The organism is Duganella vulcania (genome assembly GCF_009857655.1).
Lineage (GTDB): Bacteria > Pseudomonadota > Gammaproteobacteria > Burkholderiales > Burkholderiaceae_D > Rugamonas > Rugamonas vulcania.
Window position 1 is genome coordinate 1 of record NZ_WWCX01000034.1, and the last position, 22764, is coordinate 22764.

At 68.3% G+C, this 22764-nt stretch carries 21 protein-coding genes and 1 pseudogene; 9 read left to right on the forward strand and 13 right to left on the reverse strand.

Features of this window, described 5'->3' with window-relative positions; genetic code table 11:
- Both GTP90_RS18415 and GTP90_RS18420 read right to left on the reverse strand, forming a co-directional pair.
- Positions 1-465 (reverse strand): annotated as a pseudogene (locus GTP90_RS18415) (DUF58 domain-containing protein); the annotation flags it as partial.
- A 6-nt stretch (positions 466-471) separates the two neighbouring features.
- Positions 472-1392, reverse strand: coding sequence for an AAA family ATPase (locus GTP90_RS18420; protein ID WP_161084929.1), 921 nt, complete (start codon positions 1390-1392; stop codon positions 472-474).
- A 110-nt stretch (positions 1393-1502) separates the two neighbouring features.
- On the opposite strand from GTP90_RS18420, the gene GTP90_RS18425 reads away from it, so the two are divergent.
- Positions 1503-2429 (forward strand): histone deacetylase family protein, encoded by a 927-nt coding sequence (locus tag GTP90_RS18425; RefSeq protein WP_161084930.1) that lies wholly within the window; start codon positions 1503-1505, stop codon positions 2427-2429.
- Positions 2430-2477: 48 nt separating this feature from the next.
- Here GTP90_RS18425 and GTP90_RS18430 read toward each other — a convergent pair whose 3' ends face one another.
- Positions 2478-4463 carry an alpha/beta hydrolase family protein gene (locus tag GTP90_RS18430; protein WP_161084931.1) on the reverse strand — a complete coding sequence of 662 codons (1986 nt, stop codon included), beginning with the start codon at positions 4461-4463 and terminating at the stop codon, positions 2478-2480.
- Positions 4464-4519: 56 nt separating this feature from the next.
- Positions 4520-6505: an OPT family oligopeptide transporter gene (locus GTP90_RS18435; protein WP_161084932.1), complete on the reverse strand. Its 1986-nt coding sequence runs from the start codon at positions 6503-6505 to the stop codon at positions 4520-4522.
- A gap of 134 nt (positions 6506-6639) precedes the next feature.
- Between GTP90_RS18435 and ylqF the strand changes: the two genes are divergently transcribed.
- On the forward strand, positions 6640-7590 hold the full coding sequence (gene ylqF, locus GTP90_RS18440) for a ribosome biogenesis GTPase YlqF (protein WP_161084933.1): 951 nt from the start codon (positions 6640-6642) through the stop codon (positions 7588-7590).
- Positions 7591-7610: 20 nt separating this feature from the next.
- On the opposite strand, the gene GTP90_RS18445 is transcribed toward ylqF, so the two are convergent.
- The gene (locus GTP90_RS18445) at positions 7611-8408 is read right to left on the reverse strand and encodes a DODA-type extradiol aromatic ring-opening family dioxygenase (RefSeq protein ID WP_161084934.1); all 798 of its coding nucleotides are present in this window, start codon (positions 8406-8408) and stop codon (positions 7611-7613) included.
- Between the two features lie 153 nt (positions 8409-8561).
- Here GTP90_RS18445 and GTP90_RS18450 point away from each other — a divergent pair, with 153 nt between their 5' ends.
- The 5 genes from GTP90_RS18450 to GTP90_RS18470 all read left to right on the forward strand — a co-directional run bounded on the left by GTP90_RS18450 (position 8562) and on the right by GTP90_RS18470 (position 11976).
- Entirely contained in the window at positions 8562-9467 is a 906-nt protein-coding gene (locus GTP90_RS18450; RefSeq protein WP_161084935.1) for a cobalamin-binding protein, read from the forward strand.
- An 83-nt stretch (positions 9468-9550) separates the two neighbouring features.
- The gene (locus tag GTP90_RS18455) at positions 9551-10216 is read left to right on the forward strand and encodes a thiol:disulfide interchange protein DsbA/DsbL (RefSeq protein WP_161084936.1); all 666 of its coding nucleotides are present in this window, start codon (positions 9551-9553) and stop codon (positions 10214-10216) included.
- 8 nt (positions 10217-10224) lie between these two features.
- Positions 10225-10557, forward strand: a complete 333-nt coding sequence (locus GTP90_RS18460; protein WP_161084937.1) for a hypothetical protein — start codon at positions 10225-10227, stop codon at positions 10555-10557.
- 49 nt (positions 10558-10606) lie between these two features.
- On the forward strand, positions 10607-11353 hold the full coding sequence (locus GTP90_RS18465; protein ID WP_161084938.1) for an SDR family oxidoreductase: 747 nt from the start codon (positions 10607-10609) through the stop codon (positions 11351-11353).
- A gap of 128 nt (positions 11354-11481) precedes the next feature.
- Positions 11482-11976, forward strand: coding sequence for an ester cyclase (locus GTP90_RS18470; RefSeq protein WP_161084939.1), 495 nt, complete (start codon positions 11482-11484; stop codon positions 11974-11976).
- Here GTP90_RS18470 and GTP90_RS18475 read toward each other — a convergent pair.
- From GTP90_RS18475 to GTP90_RS18505, 7 genes are read right to left on the reverse strand one after another with little or no spacing between them, the layout of a single operon-like run.
- A complete protein-coding gene (locus GTP90_RS18475; RefSeq protein ID WP_161084940.1) occupies positions 11936-12850 on the reverse strand; it encodes a LysR family transcriptional regulator in 915 nt (304 codons plus the stop codon). The two genes, GTP90_RS18470 and GTP90_RS18475, sit on opposite strands and share 41 nt — an antisense overlap.
- Positions 12843-13703, reverse strand: coding sequence for an HlyD family secretion protein (locus GTP90_RS18480; RefSeq protein ID WP_161084941.1), 861 nt, complete (start codon positions 13701-13703; stop codon positions 12843-12845). Before GTP90_RS18480 ends, GTP90_RS18475 begins: the two co-directional genes overlap by 8 nt.
- Before the next feature lie 25 nt (positions 13704-13728).
- A complete protein-coding gene (locus tag GTP90_RS18485; protein WP_161084942.1) occupies positions 13729-13929 on the reverse strand; it encodes a DUF1656 domain-containing protein in 201 nt (66 codons plus the stop codon).
- Positions 13919-16153 carry an FUSC family protein gene (locus GTP90_RS18490; protein WP_161084943.1) on the reverse strand — a complete coding sequence of 745 codons (2235 nt, stop codon included), beginning with the start codon at positions 16151-16153 and terminating at the stop codon, positions 13919-13921. The genes GTP90_RS18485 and GTP90_RS18490 overlap by 11 nt, the downstream gene beginning before the upstream one ends.
- A gap of 11 nt (positions 16154-16164) precedes the next feature.
- The gene (locus GTP90_RS18495; protein WP_161084944.1) at positions 16165-16662 is read right to left on the reverse strand and encodes a MarR family winged helix-turn-helix transcriptional regulator; all 498 of its coding nucleotides are present in this window, start codon (positions 16660-16662) and stop codon (positions 16165-16167) included.
- A 48-nt stretch (positions 16663-16710) separates the two neighbouring features.
- Positions 16711-18153 carry an efflux transporter outer membrane subunit gene (locus GTP90_RS18500; protein ID WP_161084945.1) on the reverse strand — a complete coding sequence of 481 codons (1443 nt, stop codon included), beginning with the start codon at positions 18151-18153 and terminating at the stop codon, positions 16711-16713.
- 15 nt (positions 18154-18168) lie between these two features.
- Positions 18169-18498, reverse strand: coding sequence for a DUF4148 domain-containing protein (locus GTP90_RS18505; RefSeq protein ID WP_161084946.1), 330 nt, complete (start codon positions 18496-18498; stop codon positions 18169-18171).
- Between the two features lie 167 nt (positions 18499-18665).
- Here GTP90_RS18505 and GTP90_RS18510 point away from each other — a divergent pair, with 167 nt between their 5' ends.
- Complete coding sequence (locus GTP90_RS18510; protein WP_161084947.1) at positions 18666-19025, forward strand: hypothetical protein; 360 nt, start codon at positions 18666-18668, stop codon at positions 19023-19025.
- Between the two features lie 21 nt (positions 19026-19046).
- Here the strand turns inward: GTP90_RS18510 and mgrA are convergent, their stop codons facing one another.
- Entirely contained in the window at positions 19047-20084 is a 1038-nt protein-coding gene (gene mgrA, locus GTP90_RS18515) for an L-glyceraldehyde 3-phosphate reductase (RefSeq protein ID WP_161084948.1), read from the reverse strand.
- Between the two features lie 189 nt (positions 20085-20273).
- Here mgrA and GTP90_RS18520 point away from each other — a divergent pair, with 189 nt between their 5' ends.
- On the forward strand, positions 20274-22757 hold the full coding sequence (locus GTP90_RS18520) for an ABC transporter permease (RefSeq protein WP_161084949.1): 2484 nt from the start codon (positions 20274-20276) through the stop codon (positions 22755-22757).
- Positions 22758-22764: the final 7 nt, after the last annotated feature.

Sequence of the window (22764 nt, forward strand, 5' to 3'; positions counted from 1 at the left end):
GGCGGCCGACAGCTTCACCACGCTGGCGCCGCCGGCCGGCACGTCGGTGACCTGGCGCGGCTCGCCGTCGGCCTGGAAGCCCAGCCAGACGGCGTAGCGGTCACGCTTGCCCGGGTTGTGCAGCAGCAGCTCGAACTGCGCGGCCTCGCCGGCGAACACCGGCTGCGCGCGGCCGGGCGCGAGCCGCAGGCGGGCCAGGTTGTGCGCGGTCTGGACCATGTCGGCCACGGCGCAGGCGCCGGCAAAGAAGGTCAGCGCGAAGCCCAGGCCGAGGTTGTAGTTGAGCGCGCCGATCAGCATCAGCAGCAGCAGGCCGGCGAAGGCCATGCCGGGCCGGGTCGGCATGATGAACACGCGGCGCATGGTCAGCGTCACCTCGCCGGTCTCGCTGGGGCCGAGCTGGAACAGCCACTGGTCGCGGGCCCGCCGGTACAGGCCTTGCAGCGAGGGCAGCGGGCCGGCCATGATGGTCTAGACGGGCACCGACTTTTGCAGCTGCAGCACCAGGTCGCGGCTGGCCAGCGCCACGCCGTGCGCGGCCTTCAGCGGCCGCAGCCGGTGCGCGCACACCGGCACCAGCACCGCCTGCACATCCTCCGGCAGCACGTGGTCGCGGCCCTCCAGCGCGGCCCAGGCGCGCGCGGCCTGCAGCAGCGCGATGGCGGCGCGCGGGCTCATTCCCTCGGCGAACAGGCCGTTCTGACGCGAGGCGGCGGCCAGCGCCTGCACGTAGTCGATCAGCGCCGGCGCGGCGTGGATGCGCTTGAGCGCCTGCTGCGCTTCGGCCAGCTCGGCCGGCGCCATGGCCGGCTGCAGGGCCTTGAGCAGCACGCGGCGGTCCTCGCCCATCAGCAGCGCGCGCTCGGCGGCGGCGTCCGGATAGCCCAGCGACAGGCACATCAGGAAGCGGTCGAGCTGGGACTCGGGCAGCGGGAAGGTGCCGATCTGGTGGGTCGGGTTTTGCGTGGCGATGACGAAGAACGGTTCCGGCAGCGCCCGCGTGACGCCGTCGGCGCTGACCTGGCGCTCCTCCATCGCCTCCAGCAGGCCGGACTGGGTCTTGGGCGTGGCGCGGTTGATCTCGTCGGCCAGCAGCACCTGCGTGAAGATCGGGCCGGGGTGGAACACGAAGCCGTTCTTCTCGCGCTCGTAGATCGAGATGCCGTTGACGTCGGCCGGCAGCAGGTCGCTGGTGAACTGGATGCGGTTGAAGCGCAGCCCCAGCGAGATGGCCAGCGCGTGCGCCAGCGTGGTCTTGCCCACGCCCGGCACGTCCTCGACCAGCAGGTGGCCGCCGGCCAGCAGGCAGGTCAGCGCCAGGCGGATCTGCTGCTCCTTGCCGACGATGATGTCGCCGACCTGGCGGGCCACTGCGTGCAGTTTGGTGTACATGGTATCGATGGGAGTTGGGCGCTGTTCAGATTCTATGCGAGAAACCGAGCGGGCGATACCATGCCGTCCATCTATGGTAGATTAGCGCCTACACGCAGCAAGACAAGCACATGACCACAGCCATTTACAGCCATCCCGATTGCGCCCGCCACGACATGGGCGACTGGCATCCTGAATCCCCCGCGCGCCTGCAAGCGATTGCCGACCAGCTGATTTCCTCGCACATCAGCGACCTGCTGGAATACCGCGAGGCGCCGCTGGTTGAGCTGTCGGACCTGGAGCGCAACCACAGCCGCAACGCCATCGGCATCGTGCGCGACAACGTGCCGGAACCTGGCGAGACCTACCCGATCGACGGCGACACCACGCTCAACCACTACAGCTGGCAGGCCGCGCAGCGCGCCGCCGGCGCCGCCGTGGCCGCGACCGACGCGGTCATCGACGGCGAGATCGACAACGCCTTTTGCTCGGTGCGTCCGCCCGGCCACCATGCGCGGCCGATCGAGCCGATGGGCTTCTGCCTGTTCAACAACGTGGCGGTGGCGGCCAAGCATGCGCTGGACGTGCGCGGGCTGGCTCGGGTGGCGGTGGTGGACTTCGACGTCCACCACGGCAACGGCACCGAGGAGGCGCTGCTGGATGAGCCGCGCGCGCTGATGGTGAGCTTCTACCAGCATCCGTTTTATCCGTACACCGACCCGCTGCCGATCAGCGGGCACATGGTCAACGTGCCGGTGCCGGCGCACACCAAGGGCGACGGGGTGCGCAAGGTCGTGCTGGAGCAATGGCTGCCGGCGCTACACGCGTTCAAGCCGGAGATGATCTTCATCTCGGCCGGCTTCGACGCCCACCGCGAGGACGATATCGGCGGCATGGGGCTGGTCGAGGCGGACTATGCGTGGATGACGCAGCAGGTGATGGAGGTGGCCAGGCTGTACGCCAGGGGCCGCGTGGTCAGCTGCCTCGAGGGCGGCTACAACCTGTCGGCGCTGGGCCGCAGCGTGGTGGCGCATGTGAAGGCGCTGGCCGACCTGTGACCGCTTCAGAGCGGTGCCCCAGGCCGGCATCCGCGGCCTGGGCGGGGCTTACTTGGCCTGCGCCAGGTTCAGGTCCAGGAAGGCCTCGGCCTGTTTCCAGAAGTCGATGCGGTTCTCCTCGTGGCGCCAGCCATGGCCCTCGTTGTTGTAGGTGATGTAGCGGACGTTGGGGTTATGCGCCTTGACCGCGTCGCGGAAGCTGTCCGCGTGCACCTGCGGCACGCGTCGGTCCTCCAGGCCGTGTGCCATCAGCAGCGGTTGCTTGAGCTCGGCCGCGCGCAGCAGCGGCGAATTGGCGCGGAACAGGGCGGCGTCGGCCTGCGGGTCGCCGACCAGCGTGCGCATGCCGTAGTTCAGGCTTTCCTCGGAAGCGTCCGACTGCGGCGTCGAGAACATCAGGCCGATATCGGTCACGCCCGCCCACTCGACGCCGCAGCGGAACAGGCCGGGCTCCTTGATCAGGCCCATCAGCGTGGCGTAGCCGCCGTAGCTGGCGCCCATCAGGCCGATGCGCCTGGGGTCCGCCCAGCCCTGCTTGACTGCCCAGCGCGCGGCGTCGGTCAGGTCGTCCTGCATGGCGGCGCCCCATTGCTTCCAGCCGGCCTTGAAGTGTTCGTAGCCGAAGCCGGTGCTGCCGCGATAATCCGGCTGGATCACCACGTAGCCGCGGCTGGCGAGGAACTGCGCCTCGGCGTCCCAGTCCCAGTAGCCGCCGCGGACGTAGGGGCCGCCGTGCACCAGCACCACCGCCGGGCGCGGACCGTCGGCCTTGCCGGGCGGCAGGGTGACGTAGGCGGGGATGTCGCGGCCGTCGCGCGCCTTGTAGCGGTGCAGGTCGCGCTGGCCCATCTGCCGCGGCTCGATGTCGGGATGCGCGCCGCCCAGCCCAGCCAGCTGGCCGGTGGCGCGCGTGTAGATGGCGTACTGGTCCGGCTGGCGGTCCGACGAGGCCACCACCAGCAGCACCGGCGCGGCCAGGCAATCCTGCGCGCAGCGGACGGTGTTGGTGGTGGCGGGCAGGGCGGCGTCGATCCTGGCCTGGTCGGCCTTGAGCGCGGGATGCAGCCAGTAGGTGGTGCCGGCGTCGGTCTGCATGTGGATGCCGAGCAGCTTGCCGCTCGCCCCGTCCAGTTCGGGCGTGCCGTTGAAGTCGAAGCCGGGGACCGAGATGAACGGCTGGTCGGCCAGCTTCATGGTCTTGAGATCGTAGCGGAACAGCGCGCCGTAGCCCTGGTGGCTGGCGCGCACATACAGGGCGTCGTCGGCAAGGAACATCGGCGTGAAGCGGGTGTCCTGCTGGCAGTTGCCGTTGGATAGTTCGGTCCAGCCGGTGTCCTTGCGGTAGGAACTGATGCAGCGTCCCTGCCGCACCGAGATCGCCACGCGCGGCGCGTCGTGGATGTCGGTCAGCCAGTCGCCCACCGTCTCCGGCTGCGGCCCCTCGAAGGTGGAGCTGAGCTGGGCGGTGCGGGTGTTGAGGCGGTACAGCCGGGAAGACTCGGGCGTGCTGTCGACCGCGTTCCAGTGGTAGCGCTCGACCAGGATATCGTCGGAGCCGTCATGCGTCACGTCGTAGAAGGCGTAGTCGGCGGTCAGCTTGTGGGTCTTGATCATGCTGCCCGTGACCTCCTGCTGGTGTTCCCAGTTGCCGGAAATGAGGTGCACCACATTGCTGCCGTCGACGTCGGCCGCCAGCTCGTCCTGGTTGCCGTCGAATTCGATGCGCAGGTTCTTGACGGTGAAGCCGATGCGTTTCTCGTTGACCCAGTGAACCGCGGTGATGGCCTCGGTGTTCGAGGTCTTGATGATGACCTTGAACTTGCCCAGGTCGGCGGTGTCGTGCACCACCAGGCCGGAGACGCCGCCGGGCAGCATCATCACCTTGGCCACGTGGCCGCCCTTGGGCGAGAGCGCCACGTGGCTGGTTTGCGGTTCCTGGAAGAAGGCTGCCGCGTCGGGCGCCGCGGCGCGCGCGACGCACGGCAACAGCAGGCTTAGCAGCAACGGGGTGTAGCGGAACGGCGATCTGGACATGGGACCCTCTATGATGTTTTTTTCAACATCCTAGAGGGTAATTGCTTTTTTGTCAATCAGGCGGCGACGGCGCGCCCGCTCCTGGCCGACCAGCGGTACAGGCCCCACACCATGGCCACGCCGAGGACCAGCGCCACGATCATGGTCTGCGCCTCGCTCAGCGAGTTGGCGATGGCCAGCGGCTCACCCTTGCCGCTGACCACGATCAGGCCGGCCAGCGCGACGTTGAACAGGCTCTCGCCGACGATGAAGCCCGACATCACCAGCACGCCCAGGCGCTTGGCGGTGTCGCCGCCGACCTTGTGCTCCATGGCGCGGTCGAACAGGTAGCCGGTCACGGCGCCGATGCACACCGGCGTGATCACGGCGCTCGGCAGGTAGATCGCCAGGCCCACGCCCAGCGGCGGCAGCGAGTACTTGCCGTTGCTTGAGCGCTTCAGGCCGAAGTTGATCAGCACCAGCAGCAGGCCGACCAGCGCGCCATAGGCCAGCAGGTCCCAGCGCAGCTGGCCGCCGATGACGCCCTTGGCCAGCGTCGAGATCAGCAGCGCCTGCGGCGCGGCCAGCGGCTGGTCCGAGATCGAGTTGAGGTTGGGCGCGCCGACGAAGCCGTTGGCGTGGTTGAGCAGCTCCAGCACCGGCGGCACCACGCAGGAACCGGCCACCACGCCGATCAGCAGGCCGACCTGCTGCTTCCACGGCGTGGCGTCGACCAGCTGGCCGGTCTTCAGGTCCTGCAGGTTGTCGTTGCCGATCACCGCCACCGCCAGCACCACGGTGGTGACGAACAGCGCGTAGGCGATCAGCGCCTGCGCCACCTCCGGGCCCATGACGCTGCGCCCGACCATGCCCACGCTCAGCGCGGCGCCGAGGATGGTGAGGATGGCGATGCCCGACACCGGCGAATTGGAGGAACCGATCAGGCCCGCCATGTAGCCGCAGACGGCGGCGGCGAACATGCCGGCGATCAGGATGTAGCCGATGCCGACCGCCACCAGCGGGAAGGCCAGCGACGACAGCGGGCCGCCCTGCAGGAAGGAGGCTAGCAGCCAGCCGGCCGGCACCATCGACAGCAGCGTGACCAGGCCGACCACGAAGATCGGCAAGTCCTGCTCGGTGCGGTCGACCACGCCGCCATTGAGCTTGGCCTTGCGCGCCGATTCCATCGCCGACTTCAGGCCGCCCAGGATCGGCTTGGCCAGGCCGGCCAGCGTGATGATGGCGGCCATGCCGATCACGCCGGCGCCCATCATGCGCACTTCCTTGGACCAGATGCCCAGCGCGTGGGCCGCGGCGTCGACGCCGGCGGCGGCCGGCGACAGGTGCGTCATCAACGGCACCATGATGCCCCAGGCGATGACCAGGCCGGCCAGCATCGCGATGCCGACCGTGATGCCCATCAGGTGGCCGGCGCCGATCAGGGCCAGCGAACTGGAAGCGCCGATGCCGGTGGCGCCGGTGCCGGTGCGGAAGTAGATGGCCACCTCGCCGGCCATCAGCTTGACGGCGGCGCCGGCCGCGAACACGGCGGAGGCGACGCTGCCCCAGATCACGGCCCACAGGCCGGCCTTGCCCTCGGCCGCGCCGGCGCGCGAGGCCATGCCGACTTTGAGCACCTCGGCGGCGGCCACGCCCTCGGGATACGGCAGGTCGGACTGCGACACCAGCGCGCGGCGCAGCGGCATGGTGTACATCACGCCCAGCACGCCGCCGATGGCGCAGGCGCCGAAGGTCGGCCAGAACGGCACCTTGGCCCACCAGCCGATCATCAACAGGCCAGGCAGCACGAAGATCACCGAGGCCAGCGTGCCGGCCGCCGAGGCGATGGTCTGGACGATGTTGTTTTCCTGGATGGTGGCGTCCTTGAAGGCGCTCAGCAGCGCCATCGAGATCACGGCGGCGGGGATCGAGGTGGCGAAGGTCAGGCCGACCTTCAGTCCCAGGTAGACCTGCGCCGCGGTGAAGACCAGCGTAATCAGAATGCCCAGGATAATCCCGCGGACGGTGATTTCCTTGGGGTTGGATAGTGCAGCTATGCTCATCTTCAGCACTCCGGTGGAGAAAATAATATTGTTTATATGGTCAGGAAACGGAAAAAGCGCCCCATGATATCCGAAGTCCAGACGGGGTAGCAGGTAAAATAGCGGATTGTCAGAACGAATTTGAAGGTCAGAGCATGTCGATACAATGGTACCCGGGGCACATGAACGCCGCCAAGAAGAAGGCGGCCGAGCAGATGGAGAACACCGATCTGGTGATCGAGGTGGTCGACGCGCGCCTGCCCGAGGCCAGCACCAACCCGATGGTGGAGGAGCTGCGCAAGTTCCGCCAGCGTCCGTGCCTGAAGATCCTCAACAAGATCGACCTGGCCGATCCGGCCGCCACGGCGGCCTGGGTGGCCTACTACAACGCGCAGGAGGGCGTGACCGCGTTCGCGATGACGACCAAGAAGCCGGCCGACGTGGCGCGCGTGCCGGAGCTGGCCAAGCAGCTGGCGCCGCACCGCGGCGTGCCGACCAAGCCGCTGCGCATCATGATCATGGGGATCCCCAACGTCGGCAAGTCGACCTTGATGAACGCCCTGCTGAAAAAGCGCGTGGCCAAGGTCGGCGACGAGCCGGCGGTGACCAAGCAGCAGCAGAAGCTCTACCTGGACAAGAACACCATCCTGGTCGACACGCCCGGCATGCTGTGGCCGAAGATCGCGCTGCCGAGCGACGGCTTGATGCTGGCCGCCAGCCACGCGATCGGCTCGAACGCGCTGATCGAGGAGGAGGTGGCTGTGTTCCTGGCCGACGAGATGCTCAAGCACTACCCGCAGCTGCTGGTGGCGCGCTACGGCTTCAAGGACATCGAGAGCTTCGACGGCATCGCGGTGGTGGAGGGCGTGGCGGCCAAGCGCGGCTTCCGCCAGAAGGGCGGCGACCTGGATTTCGAGAAGGCCTCGCACACCTTCCTGGGCGACTACCGCAGCGGCATCCTGGGCCGCATCTCGCTGGAGACGCCGGCCACCCGCAAGGAGCGGCTGGAGGAGCACAACGCCGAGATGGCGGTGAAGGCCGCCGAAAAGGCCGCCATCGCCGCCGCCAAGGCCGAAGCCTACGCCAACGGCAAGCGCGGGACCTAACCGCCTGGCCGCTTGGCGGCTTAGCCGAAGCGGAAGCTCGACACCGCCAGCGATCCCATGAACGCGTCCTCGTGATACGGCACGGACGCCGCATCATTCTCCGCCGCGCCCAGCACCACCATCAACGGCAGCAGATGCTCCTCGCGCGGATGCGCCATGCGCGCAGCCGGCGCCTGTTCCCAGGCCAGCAGCTGCGCCTTGCGTTCTTCCGGCGGCAGCGCCATCGCCGCGCGCAGCCAGCCGTCGAAGGCGTGCGAGGCCGCCGCGCCCTGCGCGTTGAAGGCGCGCAGATTGTGGTAACTCAGCCCGCTGCCGACAATCAGCACACCCTGCTCGCGCAAGGGCGCCAGCAAGCGGCCCACCTCCAGGTGCGTCAGCGGATCGAGCCCGCGCTTGAGCGACAACTGCACGATGGGTACGTCCGCCTCCGGATACACCGGATACAGGGCGCTGAAGGTGCCGTGGTCGAAGCCGCGCTGCGGATCGAGCCGCGCCGGATGGCCGCCGGCCTCCAGCAGTTGCTGGACCTGCGCCGCCAGCTCCGGCGAGCCGGGCGCCTGGTAGCGCACCTCGTAGGTGTGCGGCGGGAAGCCGCCGTAGTCGTAGATCATGGGCGGCGCGGCCGACGACGACAGCGTGAACTCGTGCTCCTCCCAATGCGCGGTGATCACCAGCACCGCCTTGGGCGTCACGCCGATCTGGCGCGGCATGTCGCGCAGCGACGCGTCCAGCCGGGCGTACAGATGGCCGACCTGGTCCATCATGAACGGCCAGGGGCCCCCGCCGTGGGACAGGAAATAGGTGGGCAAGACTTTCATGGCAAAGCTCCGGTATGAGTATGGCACCACTATAAGCACCGGCACGGCGCCGATCAATGCACGAAATGTAGATAGGTCCTATCTAAAATGTGAATGGTCGAGGCGCGCGCGTATAATCCCCGGCTTCCGCCGCCCGCCGCCATGCCCACGTCCATGACCACCACCACCTATCAAGCGCGTCTGCTGAGCACTGCCTTGCTGGCCTGCGCCACAGTGTGCGCCATACCCGGCGCCCACGCCGCCGTTACCGTGCGCGACGACGCCGGCAACAGCGTCACCGTCGCCAGGCCAGCGCAGCGCATCATCGCGATGGCGCCGCACATCACCGAGCTGCTGTTCGCGGCCGGCGGCGGCGAGCGCGTGGTCGGGGTGATGAACTACAGCGACTACCCGGAAGCGGCCAAGCGCCTCCCGCTGGTGGGCAGCAACGCCACCATCGACATGGAGCGCGTGCTGGCGCTGCGCCCGGACCTGCTGGTGGTGTGGAAAAGCGGGAATACCGCCGGCCAGCTGGAACAGCTCAAAAGCCTGGGCATCCCGATTTTCTACAGCGATCCGCAAAAGCTGGAGGAGGTGGCCACCAGCCTGACCCGCCTGGGCCAGCTGATGGGCACCGAGGCCGCCGCGCAGAAGGCCGCGCAGGACTACCGCCAGCGGATCGCCGGATTGTCCGCCACCTACGCGCAGCGGCCGGTGGTGCGGGTGTTTTACCAGATCTGGGAAAAGCCGCTGTTCACGCTCAGCGGAGAGCACATCGTCAGCGACGCGCTGCGCGTCTGCGGCGGCCGGAACGTGTTCGCCGCGCTGAAGGCGCCGGCGCCCACCGTCAGCACCGAGGCGGTGTTGCAGGAGAACCCGGAAGCGATCATCGGCGGCGTCGCGCACGACGCCGAATCGGGCATCAATATCTGGAAGCCTTACCGGGGCATGCTGGCGGTCCAGCGCGGCAACCTGTTCATGCTGGGCGGCGAACAGCTGGTGCGCGCCACGCCGCGCATCGCCGACGGCGTGGCGGCGCTGTGCGAGCGGCTGGAGACGGCGCGCCGGCGCCGGCCCTGAGGCTTAATGCCGCCTTAATTTGCATGGCGCGGAAAAAGTGGTAACCTCGCGGCGTTTGCCACTCACCTGATTGAAGGACTGTTATGCGTTTCCTGAGCTTCCTGCGGCCGCTGATCGCCACCGCCGCCTTCGTGGCCGCCGCCGCTGGCGCCCATGCCGCCGACTTCAAGAACGGCGTGGACTTCAATACGGTGGACCTGACGAGCCGCCCGGACACCGGCAAGAAGGTTGAAGTGCTGGAAGTGTTCATGTACCACTGCCCGCACTGCAACGCGCTGGAGGCGCCGTTGGCGGACTGGGTGCGCAAGCAGGGCGACAAGATCGTGTTCCGCCGCATGCACCTGGGCGAGGACGCGCAGGCCAAGGCCTTCTTCACGCTGGAGGCGATGAACGCGCTGGGCAACGGCATGCACGAGAAGCTGTTCCACGCCATCCACGTCGAACACAACCGCCTGAACACCGACCAGCTGCTGCTGGATTTCGTCGTCAAGAACGGCGTCGACAGGGCCAAATATCTGGAATTCTTCAATTCGTTCGCGGTCCAGACGAGGATGAAGCGCGGCACGCAGGTGGCGAACCAGTATAAAATCGACAGTGCGCCAACCCTGGTGATCGACGGCCACTACACGACCTCGCCCGCGCAGGCCGGCCACGACCTGGCATCGGTCCAGGCGGCGCACGCGGCGCTGTTCGCGGTGATGGATAGCCTGGTAGCCAAGTCGGCCCAGGAACGCGCAGCCAGGAAGTGAGGAGAGCCATGAAACAGATCAGCGACGAACAGAAGGCGGCCGAGGGCGAGGTCATGAAGATCTACAAGGAGTCTTCGCCGGTCATCGAAACCTTGTTCGAGTGGGCCTACATCAACCACGTGGCCTGGAGCCTGGCGGTGCTGGCGCTGGGCTTCATCGTCTGGCTGCTGATCGCGCTGACCAACGCCGAGAACCAGCGCAACGCGCTGATGACCAAGCAGTGCGCCGATCCCGTCTTCAAGGGGGAACTCGACAAGAAGTGCCTGCACACCGTGCACTCGCGCGAACACTGGTGGCAACACGTCGGCTACGCGCTGACGCACGTCAGCCCGGAACGATAAACCTTCCCCAAGCCCGCAGCAGCGGGCTTTTTGCTTGATTGTGTGCCCGATGAAACAAGTGATGGTGGTGACCGGCGGCGGCCGGGGCATAGGCGCGGCGACCGCGCTGCTGGCGAGCCGGCGCGGCTACGCGGTCTGCATCAACTATCTGCGCGACGCGCAGGCGGCCGAGCTGCTGCGCGCACAGATCGTGGCCGAGGGCGGCGAGGCGATCGCCGTGCAGGCCGACGTCGGCGTGGAGGCGGACGTGCTGCGGCTGTTCGCCACCGTCGACGCGGAACTGGGGCCATTGACTGCGCTGGTCAACAACGCCGGCGTGCTGGAACGGCAGTGCCGTTTGACGGAGATGTCGGTGGAGCGCCTGCAGCGCGTGTTCACCACCAATGTGGTCAGCTACTTCCTGTGCAGCAGGGAGGCGGTCAGGCGCATGTCGACCGCCAGCGGCGGGCACGGTGGCGGCATCGTCAACCTGTCGTCCGGCGCGGCGCGGCATGGCGGGGCGAACGTCTACATCGACTACGCCGCGTCCAAGGGCGCGATCGACGTGCTGACCCTGGGCCTGTCGAAGGAGGTCGCGGCCGAGGGCATACGGGTGAACTGCGTGCGGCCGGGCATCATTTACACCGACATCCACGCCAGCGGCGGCGATCCGGATCGCGTGGCGCGGCTGGCATCGACCGTGCCGATGCAGCGCGGCGGCCAGCCGGAGGAAATCGCCGAGACCATCCTGTGGCTGCTCGGCCCACAATCGTCCTACGTCAGCGGCGCCATCGTCGACGCGGGCGGCGCGCGATAACGCGACGATCGCGGCAAACGCGCGGCGATCTTCAACCGCCGCAAGCAACTGCTTCAACGGCCAGGCCAATTCCGGCGCGGCGGCGGGCGGCGCACAATCCGGGCATCCCCACAACGAAAGGACTGCCCATGAAACGCTCCCTCCTGCTGACCGCCTTGCTGCTGGCCGGCGCCGCGAACGCCCACGCCACCGACCTGACCGAGCAAGCGGCCCGCCGCTACGCCGCCTTCTGGAACACCGGCGACCCCGCGCTGGCCAAACAGGCGCTGTCGCCCGACTTCATGGACCGCACGCTGCCGGCCGGCCGCGAGCAGGGTGTCAACGGCCCGCTGCAGGCGTCGAAAGGCTTCCGCACCGCCGTCCCCGACCTGAAGGCCGAGATCACCGACATGGTGGTCAACGGCGACCGCGTCGCCGTGCACCTGCACTTCACCGGCCACTTCACCGGCAGCTTCGGCGCCACCAGCGGCAAGGGCCAGCCCATCGACTTCCGCGCCTTCGACCTGTACCGCGTGGCCGACGGCCGCATCGCCGAGAACTGGCACCTGGAGGACAACCTGACGCTGTTGCAGCAGATGGGCGTCATGCCAGGTCTGCAAAGCGCTCCAGCAAAAACGCAATAAGCAGCGCGATGCGCGGCGGCTGATAGCGGTTGCGGTGATACAGCAGGTTGAGCGGCGCGCTCTCGGTGAAGTACTCGTCGAGCACCGTCTCCAGCCGCCCGCTGCGTAAATCGCCGGCGATGTCGAGGATGGACTTGTAGGCGTAGCCCTGGCCGGCGATGGCCCACTTGCGTATCACCTCGCCGTCGTTGCTCTGCTGCGTGCGGCGCACGCGCACCGCGCGCTTCTCGTCCGCCTCGTCGTTGCTGCAATAGCGCCATTCCTGCATCGGCCCCAGCGCCGTCACCAGCACCAGCGTCGGCAACCGCGCCAGTTCCTCCGGCGTGGCCGGGCCGCCGGTCTGCGCGATCAGCGACGGCGCCGCGCACACCACCCGCCGGCTCGGCGCCAGCACGCGCGCCACCATCTCGCTGTCGGCCAGCTGGCCGTAGCGGATCGCCAGGTCGATATCGTCCTGCACCATGTTCGCGGTCGAATCGCTCAGCGTGAGCGCATACTGCAGCTCGGGATGGCGGGCGCGGAATTCGTCCAGCATCGGCATCAGCACATTGCGGCCCAGGTCCGACGGCGCCGAGATCTTCACCATGCCGCGCACATTGTCGCCGCCCGCGTGCAGGCCGGCCTCCGCCTCCGCCATCAGCGCCATCGCCTGCTCGCTGAAGTGGCGGTACATCTGGCCCTCCTCGGTCAGGCGCAGCTGGCGCGTGGTGCGCTCGAACAGCTTGACCTGCAGCGAGGCCTCCAGCCGCTGGATGCAGGCGCTGGCCGCCGCCGGCGACATGCCCTGCTTGCGGCCGGCGGCGGAAAAGCTGCCCAGCAGCGCCGCATCCAGGAACAGGCGGATGGTGCTGAAACGATCGGCGCCGTTATCCATGGATCACCACCGTGCAGGTCGTGCCGGCCACCAGGTCCAGTCCCTTCGGCAGCTGGTCGATGTGGATGCGCACCGGCACGCGCTGCGCCAGCCGCACCCAGTTGAAGGTCGGGTTGACGTCGGCCAGCAGCTCGCGGCCGGTGTTGGCGTCGCGGTCGGTGATGCCGTGGGCGATGCTCTCGATGTGGCCCTGCAGCTGGGCCGCGCCGCTCATCAGGTGCACCTCGACGGCGTCGTTCACCTTCAGCAGCGGCAGCTTGGTCTCCTCGAAATAGCCGACCACGTAGAACGAGGCGCTGTCGATCATTGCCAGCTTGGCCGCGCCGACGGCGGCGAAGTCGCCCGCGTGCACATTCAGGTTGGTGACGTAGCCGGTGACCGGCGCGCGCACCACGGTGCGCTCCAGGTTCAGCTCCGCCAGCCGGCGCGCCGCCAACGCGGCCTGGTACTGCGCAGCCGCCGTGCCGACCGCGAACTGCGCGGCCTCCTTGCTCTCGGCCGAGACGACGGTGTCGTCCAGTCCCGCGCGGCGGCTGGCCTCCTTGCCGCGCCGGCCTTTCTCCACCTGCTGCGACGCCAACATGGCGTCGGCCTGCGCCAGCGCGTCCTGGTAGCGCGCCTTGTCCACCTCGAACAGCACGTCGCCCTGCTTGACCAGCTGGTTGTCGCGCACCTTCACATCGGTGACGGTGCCGGCGACATCGGCGCTGATGGTGACCACGTCGGCCTTGACGCGGCCGTCGCGGGTCCAGGCGGACTCCATGTAGCGGTCCCAGGCCGAACGCCCCATCCACAGGGCGGCGGCCACCAGCAGCATGGTCAGGAAAAAGCGGAAGATTTTGGATGCGCTCACGGCGGCCTTTCTGATAAGGGGTGGTTTATTTGTACAGCGTGACCAGCAGGGCGCTGAAGATGCAGATGAACAGGCAAAGCCGCGCCAGCGCCGGATGCCAGCTGTGGCGGTAGGCGCCGAGGTGGCTCAGGGCGCTGTTGAGCACCAGTTGCAGCAGCACGCTGACGAGGAACAGCGGCAGCACGCCGGGCAGCAGTACGCCAAAAAAGTCTATCTCACGCGGCATCGGCGGTTTCTCCTGTAGTGATCTGGTCCAGCAGAGACGTGTAAATGGAATGCAGGTCGGTCAGCGCGGTTTGCAGCCGCAGCTGGCGTTCCGGCGTGGCGCTGGGCAGCGCGGCGCGCACGCTGGCGCCGGCGTCCAGGATAGCTTGCAGCGCCGCCTGGCCGCTGGCGCTGGACGGCGCCCGCAGGTGGGCGGCCAGTTCGCCCACCACCCGCTTCAGCGCGGCCGGCACCGGGCCGGGTTGCGACGTGGCGACCAGCTGGCGCAGCTCGATCACGGCGTGGCCCAGCTCCAGCAGGGTCAGGCCCTGGCGCACCACGGCGCGTACCGCCGCGCCGGGCGCGGGGCCGGAGGCGGCGTTCAGTTGGCTCAGCAGGTCGCGCACGCGGTTGTCGAAGCGGCGCTTCAGGCGGTACATCGGGGCGGTGCAGGCGCGCTGCGCCTCGCGCCACAGCGCGGCGGCCACGTGGTCCTTCTGGCCCATGGTGTGCTCGGGCAGCACCACCTTGAACATCAGGTAGGCCACCGCCACGCCCAGCGTCAGCGACAGCTCGCTGCTGATGAAGCTCTCCACGTCGTAGTGCATCAAGTTGGTCGGCACCACCAGCGTGGCGCAGAACATGCAGATGCCGATGCCCACGCCGGCCCAGCGCGGGCTGGTGATCAGGTAGCTGCCCAGCGCGAAGATCGGCAGCGCGGCGATGACCAGCGTGGGGAAGTCGTTGGCGCGGGCGACCAGGAAGAATTCGGTGAAGAAGGCCAGCGGCGTGGCCACCAGGAAGCCGGTCAGCACCTGCTGCACCATCGCGGTCGGGCGCGGCGAGGACGAAGCCAGCGCGCAGAAGATGGTCGCCATCAGGATGGCGTTGCCGACGTAGGGCCAGGCCAGCCAGTACCACCCGGCGGCCGTCAGCAGCAGGGCGACGCCGGCGCGGAAGCCGCTGGCGGCGACGATGGCCGGCGGCGTCTTCGGCGAGTAGGCGCCGGGATCGCTGACCTGCTGGCGCTTCTCCTGCGTCAGGCCGTGGTACAGGCAGGCGAAGGCCTCCATGTCGCGCGCATAGCGCTCCAGCAGTTCCACCGCCGTGTCGAAACTGATGCGCTGCGCGCGCTCCAGCGGTATCGCGCCTTCTGCGGCAAGGGGAGCGCCGGCGACGGTGCCGGTGGCCGGCTGCGCGCCAGCGGCATCGGTGGGCTGGCGCACGTCGGCAGCGGCGTCCATCTGCGCGCGGGCGGCTGCGGTATCGGCCGCCAGCCTGGCGCGCATTTGGGCCATGCGTTGCGGCGTCAGTTCGTCGCCCATGGCCTGCGCCAGATGGGCGTGCATCGGTTCGATCAGCGCCAGCACCGGCTTCGCGTGGGCCGGTGCGGCGCCGCGCAGGCGGTGGATCAGGCGATGCAGCGTGTAGAAGGTGGTCAGCACCGCCATGAAGGCGGCGTTGAAGGCGTGCAGCTGGCGCGTGTGCGCGCGCGCATGGCCGGCCTCGAAGAAGGCGGCGGCGCGGCCCGATTCCAGGGCGGCGATGTCGGCGGCGAACTTCAGGTGGTTCAGTTCCGTCTCGGCCGGCGACAGGCGCTGCTCCAGCACCTGGATGCTGAAGGCGATGAAGCTGGCGTAGCGCGCCTGCACGGTGCGCATCAGGGCGTGCGAATGGCGGCGCGGGAAGACAACGTCGTGCACCACGGCGGCGCAGATGATGCCCAGCCCGACCTCGGTCACGCGCGTGACGGCCAGCGTGAACACGTGTTCCGGCGTGTCGATCGCGGGCACGGCGATCATGCAGGCGGTGTATCCGGCCAGCACGAAGCTGTACGACTGCTGGTTGCGGTGCATGGCCGCGCCGGCGGTGCACAGCGCGATCCACAGCGCCACGCCGACGAACAGCAGCGGCGGCGATTGCGGGAACAGCGCCACCAGCAGCAGCGCCGCCGAACAGCCGACCAGCGTGCCGAGAAAACGGTAGAACGCCTTTTCCAGCACCATGCCGCTGCTGGGCAGGGCCAGGATGACGGTGGTGGCGAGGGCGGTATAGGGAGCGTCGAGGCCGAGCCGGAAGGCCAGCCACAGCGCGGAGAAGGAGGCCAGCATGGTCCTGGCGACGAACAGCCAGCGCGGGCCCTCGGTGTTGAACCAGCCGGCCGTTTCCTGCGCCAGCCAGCGCCATGCTCCCCTTGCCGCGCTTGGGTCCTGGGGGGGAGTGGCGGCGGCTTGGGAAGGGTTCATGGTGCTCGGTTCTAGGTCAGTGCTTCCAGGTTGTCCAGCTGCCTTTTGAGCAGCGCTTCAAGTACTTTAACTTCTTCGGCGGTGTAGCCGTCGTAGGCGCGGGTGGTGGTGCCCCATACTTCCGGCAGCACCTTCGCGGCCAGCTCGCGGCCGGCGTCGGTCAGCGTGATCATCACGCAGCGGCGGTCGCCGGGCCGGTTGCCGCGCGAGATCAGGCCCTGGGCTTCCAGGTCGTTGCACACGCGCGTCAGGTTGGCCGGCTTCTCCATGCAGGCCTCGCCCAGCGTGGACGCCGTCGAGGTCTCGTCTTCCGAGCCGTACAGCACGGCCAGCACCATGTAGCTGGCGTCGACCAGGTCGTATTTGCGCAGCGCCGCGTTGCTCAGGTCTTTCATCCGTTTCTGGATGTGGTAAGTCATGCGCAGCACGCGCATCAAATCCTCTGGGAACTCCGGCATTCGGGCATGGATGTTTTTCAGGCGTTTTTTAGTCGCTTCAAAACTGCTCATTGCCTGCTCCTCACTAATTTTCAAGGATTTGATTGTACTATCTAAGCGTCAGGGCAAATCCAGTTTTATGCCGCCGCCCAGCGCGGCCATCAACAATGTGTAGTTATCCAGTTGTTTGCTCGCCACTTGCGCCATCTGCTGCTCCTCGTTCAATAAGGTCAGCTGCGCATTGATCACATTCAGCGCATCGGTCATGCCGGCGCGGTAGGCGCGTTCGGCCAGCTCCTGCTGGCGCCGCGCCGCGGCCAGCGCGCGCTGCGCCAGCTGGTCCTGCCGCCGCACCGAATCGATGCGCACCACCGCGTTGGCCACGTCGGCCATCGCCTGCACCACGGCGGCGTTGTACTGCTCGACCGCGCCGTCATAGAGTGCGGTCTGGTTGCCGAGTTGCGCGCGCAGCCGGCCGCCTTCGAACACCGGCAGGCTGATGGCCGGCGTCACGCCGCGCATCGCCGAGCCGCTGTCCAGGAAATGGCCGAAGCCTAGCGACTGCAAGCCGACAAACGCCGCCAGGTTGATGTTCGGGTAGAACTCGGCCTTGGCGCCGGCGATGCGCGCGCCGGCCGCTTCCACGCGCCAGCGCTGGGCCGCGATGTCGGGCCGGTGGCCGACCAGCTCCGCCGGCAGCGAGGCCGGCACCGCGCCGCCATGGCCGGCGTCCAGGGCCAGCATCGGCCGGGCGATCGCGTCGCCGTCGCCCGGTCCCTTGCCGATCAATGCCGCCAGCTGGTTGCGCAGCAGGGCGATCGATTCGCCGATCTGCTCATGCTCGCGCCGTCCGGCCGGCAGCGTGGTCTCGATGCTCGCCACCTCGATCTCGCTGGCCAGGCCGGCGGCCTGGCGCTTGCGCGTGATCTCCAGGATGCGCTGGCGCTGCGCCAGGTTCTGCGCCACGCTGTCCTGCAGCGCGTACTCCAGCGACAGCTGGATGTAGCTGCGCACGACGGCCGACGCCAATGTCAGCCGCGCCATCTGCGCCTCGGCCGACGCCATGTGCACCTCGTCGAGCGCGGCGGCCAGCGCGTCGCGGTTGCGGCCCCACAGATCCAGGTCGTAGGCGCCGGACAGCGTGGCGGTGTTCTTCCACGCGTAGTTGCCGGCCAGCGGAGCGGGCACGGTGCTGTGCGCGGAATACAGTTCGCGGTCGATGCTGGCGGAGGCGGTTACCTGCGGCAGCGTGCCGGCCTTGGCGACGCCGGCCAGCGCCTCGGCCTGGCGCACGCGCGCCTGCGCGGCGCGCAGCGTCGGGCTATCGGCCAGCGCGGCGGCCACCAGGCGGTTCAGCTGCTCATCGTGCAGCGCCTGCCACCATTGCTGCTCCGGCCATGCGACATCGGCGCTGGCGGCGGCGATGGCCTTGCCGGGATTGAGCCCGGCCGGTTTCAGCGCGCTGGCCTGCGGCTGGATGTGGCCCATGTCGGCGCAGCCGGCCAGCAGCGCCAGCGCGAAGGCGGCGAGGGCGGTCGACTGGATGGCGCGCGGCGGTTTCACGGGACGGGCTTCCGATTACTTGACGTGGTGTTTCTTGGTCTGGGCGACGTCCATGTCGGCTTCGTTCTCGATCAGGGTGCCGTTCTTGCGCGCTTCCAGGAATTCGGCCTGCACTTGGGCGCGGGTCAGGCCGGCCGGTTGGGCTTTGGTGGTGGTGGCCAGCGCGCCGTTGGCGACGGCCGTTTGCGCGGCGGCGCTGCCGGCGGCGGTGCCCGTGGCGGCGGTGGTGGCCACAGCAGGCGCGGTGCTCTGCGCGAAAGCGCTGGTGATGGTGGTGGCCGTGGCGGCGATCGCGAAGGCGGCGGTGGCGGTGGCTTTGATGAGGTTTTTGGTCGTGATGCTCATGGCGTTACTCCTTGGTTTGGCTGCTGGGATGGAGTAACTATAGAGATGAATATTACATTTGTAAAGTAAAAAATACCTATGAGAACGATAGCCTTTATGCGCGGTCCCGCACGGAACGGCCACGGCGGCGGTGGTCAAATGGGTGTTTTCAGAGGGAGGAACAGATCATGTCTGACAGTACCTTGGACCCGGACAATATCCCGGTCGGCACCGACCGCACACTGGGTCGCGGCCATGGCACGCGGGCGCTGGGCCCCAGCGACAACTCCGACAGCGGCAGCGACGTCGCCGGCGAGCCGGATACCGGCCTCGATAGCGACACCGACGCCGAAGGCACCGGCGAGCGCGCCGGCGTGGACGTCGAAACGCTGCCGGCCGATACCGACATCGGCTTCGATCACGTCGAATCGATCCCGGTGGTGGATGGCGAGTTCCACGAGGAGGTGCCGGAGGAGGGCGCCGAGATCGAGCGCCCCGAGCGGCGCGACTGGTCGCGTACCGGCTCGTCGCCGGCATCGCGGCCTTAATGTAGGCGATCTGCGGGCGATCTATTTGTGGCTGGACGATCCGGCCCACAGATTGATGTCGCCTTCCTTGGCCAGCTGGTCGATGTCGGCCAGCTCCCTGGCGGTGAAGGCGAGGTTCTGCAAGGCCGCCACGTTCTCGCGGATCTGCGCGCTGCTGCTGGCGCCGATCAGCGTGGACGTGATGCGCGCATCGCGCAGCACCCAGGCTAGCGCCATCTGCGCCAGCGTCTGGCCGCGCGCCTTGGCGATCTCGTTCAGGCCGCGCACACGCGCCAGGTTTTCATCACTCAGGTGCGCCTTCTGCAGTGAGCCGCCACCCGGGCGGTTCACGCGTGAGTCCTGCGGAATCCCGTTCAAATATTTGTCGCTCAGGATGCCCTGCGCCAGCGCCGTGAAGGTGATGCAGCCCATGCCCTGCGCGGCCAGCGTGTCGAGCAGGTCTTCCTCGATCCAGCGGTTCAGCATATTGTAGGACGGCTGGTGGATCAGGCACGGCACCTTCCACTCGGCCAGCAGGCGCGCCGCCTCGGCGGTCTTCTCCGCCGAATACGACGACACGCCGACATACAGCGCCTTGCCCTGATGGACCGCGTGCGCCAGCGCGCCCATGGTTTCCTCCAGCGGCGTGTCCGGATCGAAGCGGTGCGAATAGAAGATGTCGACGTAATCGAGGCCCATGCGCTTCAGGCTCTGGTCAAGGCTGGCCAGCACATACTTGCGCGAACCGCCGCCCTGGCCGTAAGGGCCGGGCCACATGTCCCAGCCGGCCTTGGTGGAGATGATCAGCTCATCGCGGTACGGTTGGAAGTCGGCCTTGAACAGCTGGCCGAAATTGGTCTCGGCCGAGCCGTACGGCGGGCCGTAGTTGTTGGCCAGGTCGAAGTGGGTGATGCCCAGGTCGAAGGCGGTGCGCAGCATGTCGCGCTGCGAGGCGAGCGAGTTGGTATCGCCGAAGTTGTGCCACAGCCCGAGGGACATCAGCGGCAGTTGCAGGCCGCTGCGGCCGCAGCGGCGGTATTGCATCGCTTCGTAGCGGTGCGGCGAGGCGTGGTAGGTCATCTGGATACTCCGGGGTGGAAGAAGGGTGTCACGGATTATAGGCATGCCGGCCGGATTGTGCAGATCGTGGCGTGCAATCCAGCCGTCGATTCTGGCAAACCATCGCGGCTGCTGGCGTTTCGTCGCATTCCGGCGGACGCCACGCGGCGGTTTTGGCAAGCTGCCGGTTTTATCCTGGAAGCCGGCCAGATGTTCAGACTATCGTTATCCATGCTGCGGCGCGACTGGCGCGCGGGCGAGTTGCGCTTCCTGCTGGCGGCGCTGATGCTGTCGGTGGCGGCGCTGTCGTCGGTGAACTTCTTCACCGCGCGCATGGGCGCCGGCATCGCGCGCAACGCCAACCAGGTGCTGGCCGCCGACCTGGTGCTGGCTTCCGACCAACCCTTGCCCGACGACCTGCGCGCCGAGGCTCAGCGGCGCGGCCTGCGCAGCGCCGGCACGGTCGCGATGCTGAACATGGCGCTCGCCGGTACGGACGGGCAGGGCGCGTCGATGCTGGTCGCGCTCAAGAGCGTGAGCGACGCCTACCCGTTGCGCGGCCACATGAAGCTGTGCCGCGAAGGCCAGCCGGACGCCGTGGCAGCGTCCATCCCGGCGCCCGGCACCGTGTGGGTGGATCCGGCCCTGACGGCGGCGCTGCACCTGCGCCTCGGCTCCACGCTGCGCATCGGCGAGCGCGCGCTGACGGTGGCCGGCGTGATCGCCTCCGAGCCCGACGCCGCCGCATCCTTCCTCACGCTGGCGCCGCGGGCGATGATCAACAGCGCCGACCTGATGTCCACCAATCTGCTGCAGCAGCACGCCATCGCCACGCACCGCCTGCTGGTGGCTGGCGAACCGGCGCAGGTGGCGGGGTTCGAGCAATGGGTCAAGGCGCGCATCGCCGCGGCGCCCAGGCTGGGCATCGAAATCAACTCGCTCGCCTCGGCGGGCAAGGAGAACCAGTCCATGCAGGACCAGGTGCGGCAGTTCCTGTCGCTGGTCGGGCTGTTGTCCGCGCTGCTGGCCGGGATCGCGGTGGCGATGGCCGCGCGCCGCTACGTGCAGCGCCACCTCGACGCCTGCGCCGTGCTGCGCTGCTTGGGCCAGACGCAATCGCAGCAGATCCGCATGTACTTGCTGGAGTTCCTGATGCTGGGCGTGGCCGGCAGCGTCATCGGCGTGCTGCTGGGATTCGGCTGCCACTTCGTGCTGCTCGAATGGCTGGGCAAGCTGGTGGACGCCGACCTGCCGCCGCCCGGCTGGCAGCCCGCGCTGCAAGGCATGGTGGCGGGGCTGGCGCTGTTGCTTGGCTTCGCGCTGCCGCCGCTGCTCCAGATGCGCAACGTATCGCAGGTACGCCTGCTGCGCCGCGAACAGGAAGCGCCGCAGGCGCGCACCATCGCCAGCTACGCGCTGGGCGCCGGCGTGTTCACCGCGCTGCTGGTGTGGCAGACCGACGACGTCATGCTTGGCTTGATCGCGGCCGCAGCGTTCGCGCTGTGCGGCTTGGTGTTCGGCCTGGCGGCGTGGCTGGGCGTGGGCGCGCTGCGGCCGATGCGCGGCCTGTTCAACCATCCGGCATGGCGCTTCGCCGTCACGGACATGCGCCGCCGCCCGGCCGCGAGCATCACGCAGATCGTCGCGCTGGCGCTGGGCTTGACCGCCTTGCTGCTGCTGACGGTGGTGCGCGGCGACCTACTGTCGGCATGGCGCCAGGCCACGCCGGACGGCGCGCCGAATCACTACATCATCAACATCGAGCCGGACCAGCGGCAGGCGCTGGAGTCGCGCCTGAAGCGCTACGGCCAGCCGGCCATGCATGTGCTGAGCCGTGGACGGCTGGTCGGCATCAACGGCAAGCCCGCCAAGTCGGACGATCCGCGCGCCAGGGAGATGGTCGAGCGCGAAATGGAAATCGAGCAGGCCGATACGCTGCTGGCGCCCAACACCATCACCGCCGGCCGCTGGTACGACGGTACCGCCGCCGAAGTATCGGTCAACGAGGGCATCGCCGAAATCCTCGGCATCAAACTGGGCGACCGACTGACCTTCGATGTGGCCGGCGAGACGCTGGACGTCAAGGCCACCAGCCTGCGCAAGGTGGACTGGCGCGCTCACCAGGTGGGCGCCTCCTTCGAAGTGGCGCCGGGCCTGATGACCGCCATGCCGGCCACGCTGGCGACGACCGTGTACGTGCCGGCGGACGACCAGCGCTTCTCTTACCTGCTGGCGCACGATTACCCGAACGTGAGTGTGCTCGACATCAGCGCCTTCATCCAGCGCATGCAGGACACGCTGGCGCAGGTCAGCGCGGCGGTGGAATTCCTGTTCGCGTTCACGCTGTTGTCCGGATTGCTGGTACTGTACGCTGCGATGGCAGGATCGCTGGACGCGCGCAAGCGCCAGGCCGCGCTGCTGCGCGCATTGGGCGCCACGCGCCGGCAGCTGTCGCAGGCGCAGTGGATAGAGCATCTGCTGACCGGCGCCCTGGCGGGCTTGCTGGCGGCCGGCGGCGCGACTGCCGCCAACTGGGCGCTGGCGCGCTTCAGCTTTCACCTGGCATGGCAATGGTCGCCGTGGTTGTGGACCGCCGGCCTGCTGGCTGGCGCGTTGTGCGCGCTGGCCGGCGGCTGGGCGGGCTTGCGCAACGTGCTGAATCAACCGCCCTTACTCAGTCTTCGGGAAAATTAGGAGTAGC

Excerpts from the sequence above, each read along its gene's own strand:
- GTP90_RS18420 (WP_161084929.1), bottom strand. The coding sequence starts at position 1,392 with ATGTACACCAAACTGCACGCAGTGGCCCGCCAGGTCGGCGACATCATC.
- GTP90_RS18425 (WP_161084930.1), top strand. The coding sequence starts at position 1,503 with ATGACCACAGCCATTTACAGCCATCCCGATTGCGCCCGCCACGACATG.
- GTP90_RS18430 (WP_161084931.1), bottom strand. The coding sequence starts at position 4,463 with ATGTCCAGATCGCCGTTCCGCTACACCCCGTTGCTGCTAAGCCTGCTG.
- GTP90_RS18435 (WP_161084932.1), bottom strand. The coding sequence starts at position 6,505 with ATGAGCATAGCTGCACTATCCAACCCCAAGGAAATCACCGTCCGCGGG.
- ylqF (WP_161084933.1), top strand. The coding sequence starts at position 6,640 with ATGTCGATACAATGGTACCCGGGGCACATGAACGCCGCCAAGAAGAAG.
- GTP90_RS18445 (WP_161084934.1), bottom strand. The coding sequence starts at position 8,408 with ATGAAAGTCTTGCCCACCTATTTCCTGTCCCACGGCGGGGGCCCCTGG.
- GTP90_RS18450 (WP_161084935.1), top strand. The coding sequence starts at position 8,562 with ATGACCACCACCACCTATCAAGCGCGTCTGCTGAGCACTGCCTTGCTG.
- GTP90_RS18455 (WP_161084936.1), top strand. The coding sequence starts at position 9,551 with ATGCGTTTCCTGAGCTTCCTGCGGCCGCTGATCGCCACCGCCGCCTTC.
- GTP90_RS18460 (WP_161084937.1), top strand. The coding sequence starts at position 10,225 with ATGAAACAGATCAGCGACGAACAGAAGGCGGCCGAGGGCGAGGTCATG.
- GTP90_RS18465 (WP_161084938.1), top strand. The coding sequence starts at position 10,607 with ATGAAACAAGTGATGGTGGTGACCGGCGGCGGCCGGGGCATAGGCGCG.
- GTP90_RS18470 (WP_161084939.1), top strand. The coding sequence starts at position 11,482 with ATGAAACGCTCCCTCCTGCTGACCGCCTTGCTGCTGGCCGGCGCCGCG.
- GTP90_RS18475 (WP_161084940.1), bottom strand. The coding sequence starts at position 12,850 with ATGGATAACGGCGCCGATCGTTTCAGCACCATCCGCCTGTTCCTGGAT.
- GTP90_RS18485 (WP_161084942.1), bottom strand. The coding sequence starts at position 13,929 with ATGCCGCGTGAGATAGACTTTTTTGGCGTACTGCTGCCCGGCGTGCTG.
- GTP90_RS18490 (WP_161084943.1), bottom strand. The coding sequence starts at position 16,153 with ATGAACCCTTCCCAAGCCGCCGCCACTCCCCCCCAGGACCCAAGCGCG.
- GTP90_RS18495 (WP_161084944.1), bottom strand. The coding sequence starts at position 16,662 with ATGAGCAGTTTTGAAGCGACTAAAAAACGCCTGAAAAACATCCATGCC.
- GTP90_RS18505 (WP_161084946.1), bottom strand. The coding sequence starts at position 18,498 with ATGAGCATCACGACCAAAAACCTCATCAAAGCCACCGCCACCGCCGCC.
- GTP90_RS18510 (WP_161084947.1), top strand. The coding sequence starts at position 18,666 with ATGTCTGACAGTACCTTGGACCCGGACAATATCCCGGTCGGCACCGAC.
- mgrA (WP_161084948.1), bottom strand. The coding sequence starts at position 20,084 with ATGACCTACCACGCCTCGCCGCACCGCTACGAAGCGATGCAATACCGC.
- GTP90_RS18520 (WP_161084949.1), top strand. The coding sequence starts at position 20,274 with ATGTTCAGACTATCGTTATCCATGCTGCGGCGCGACTGGCGCGCGGGC.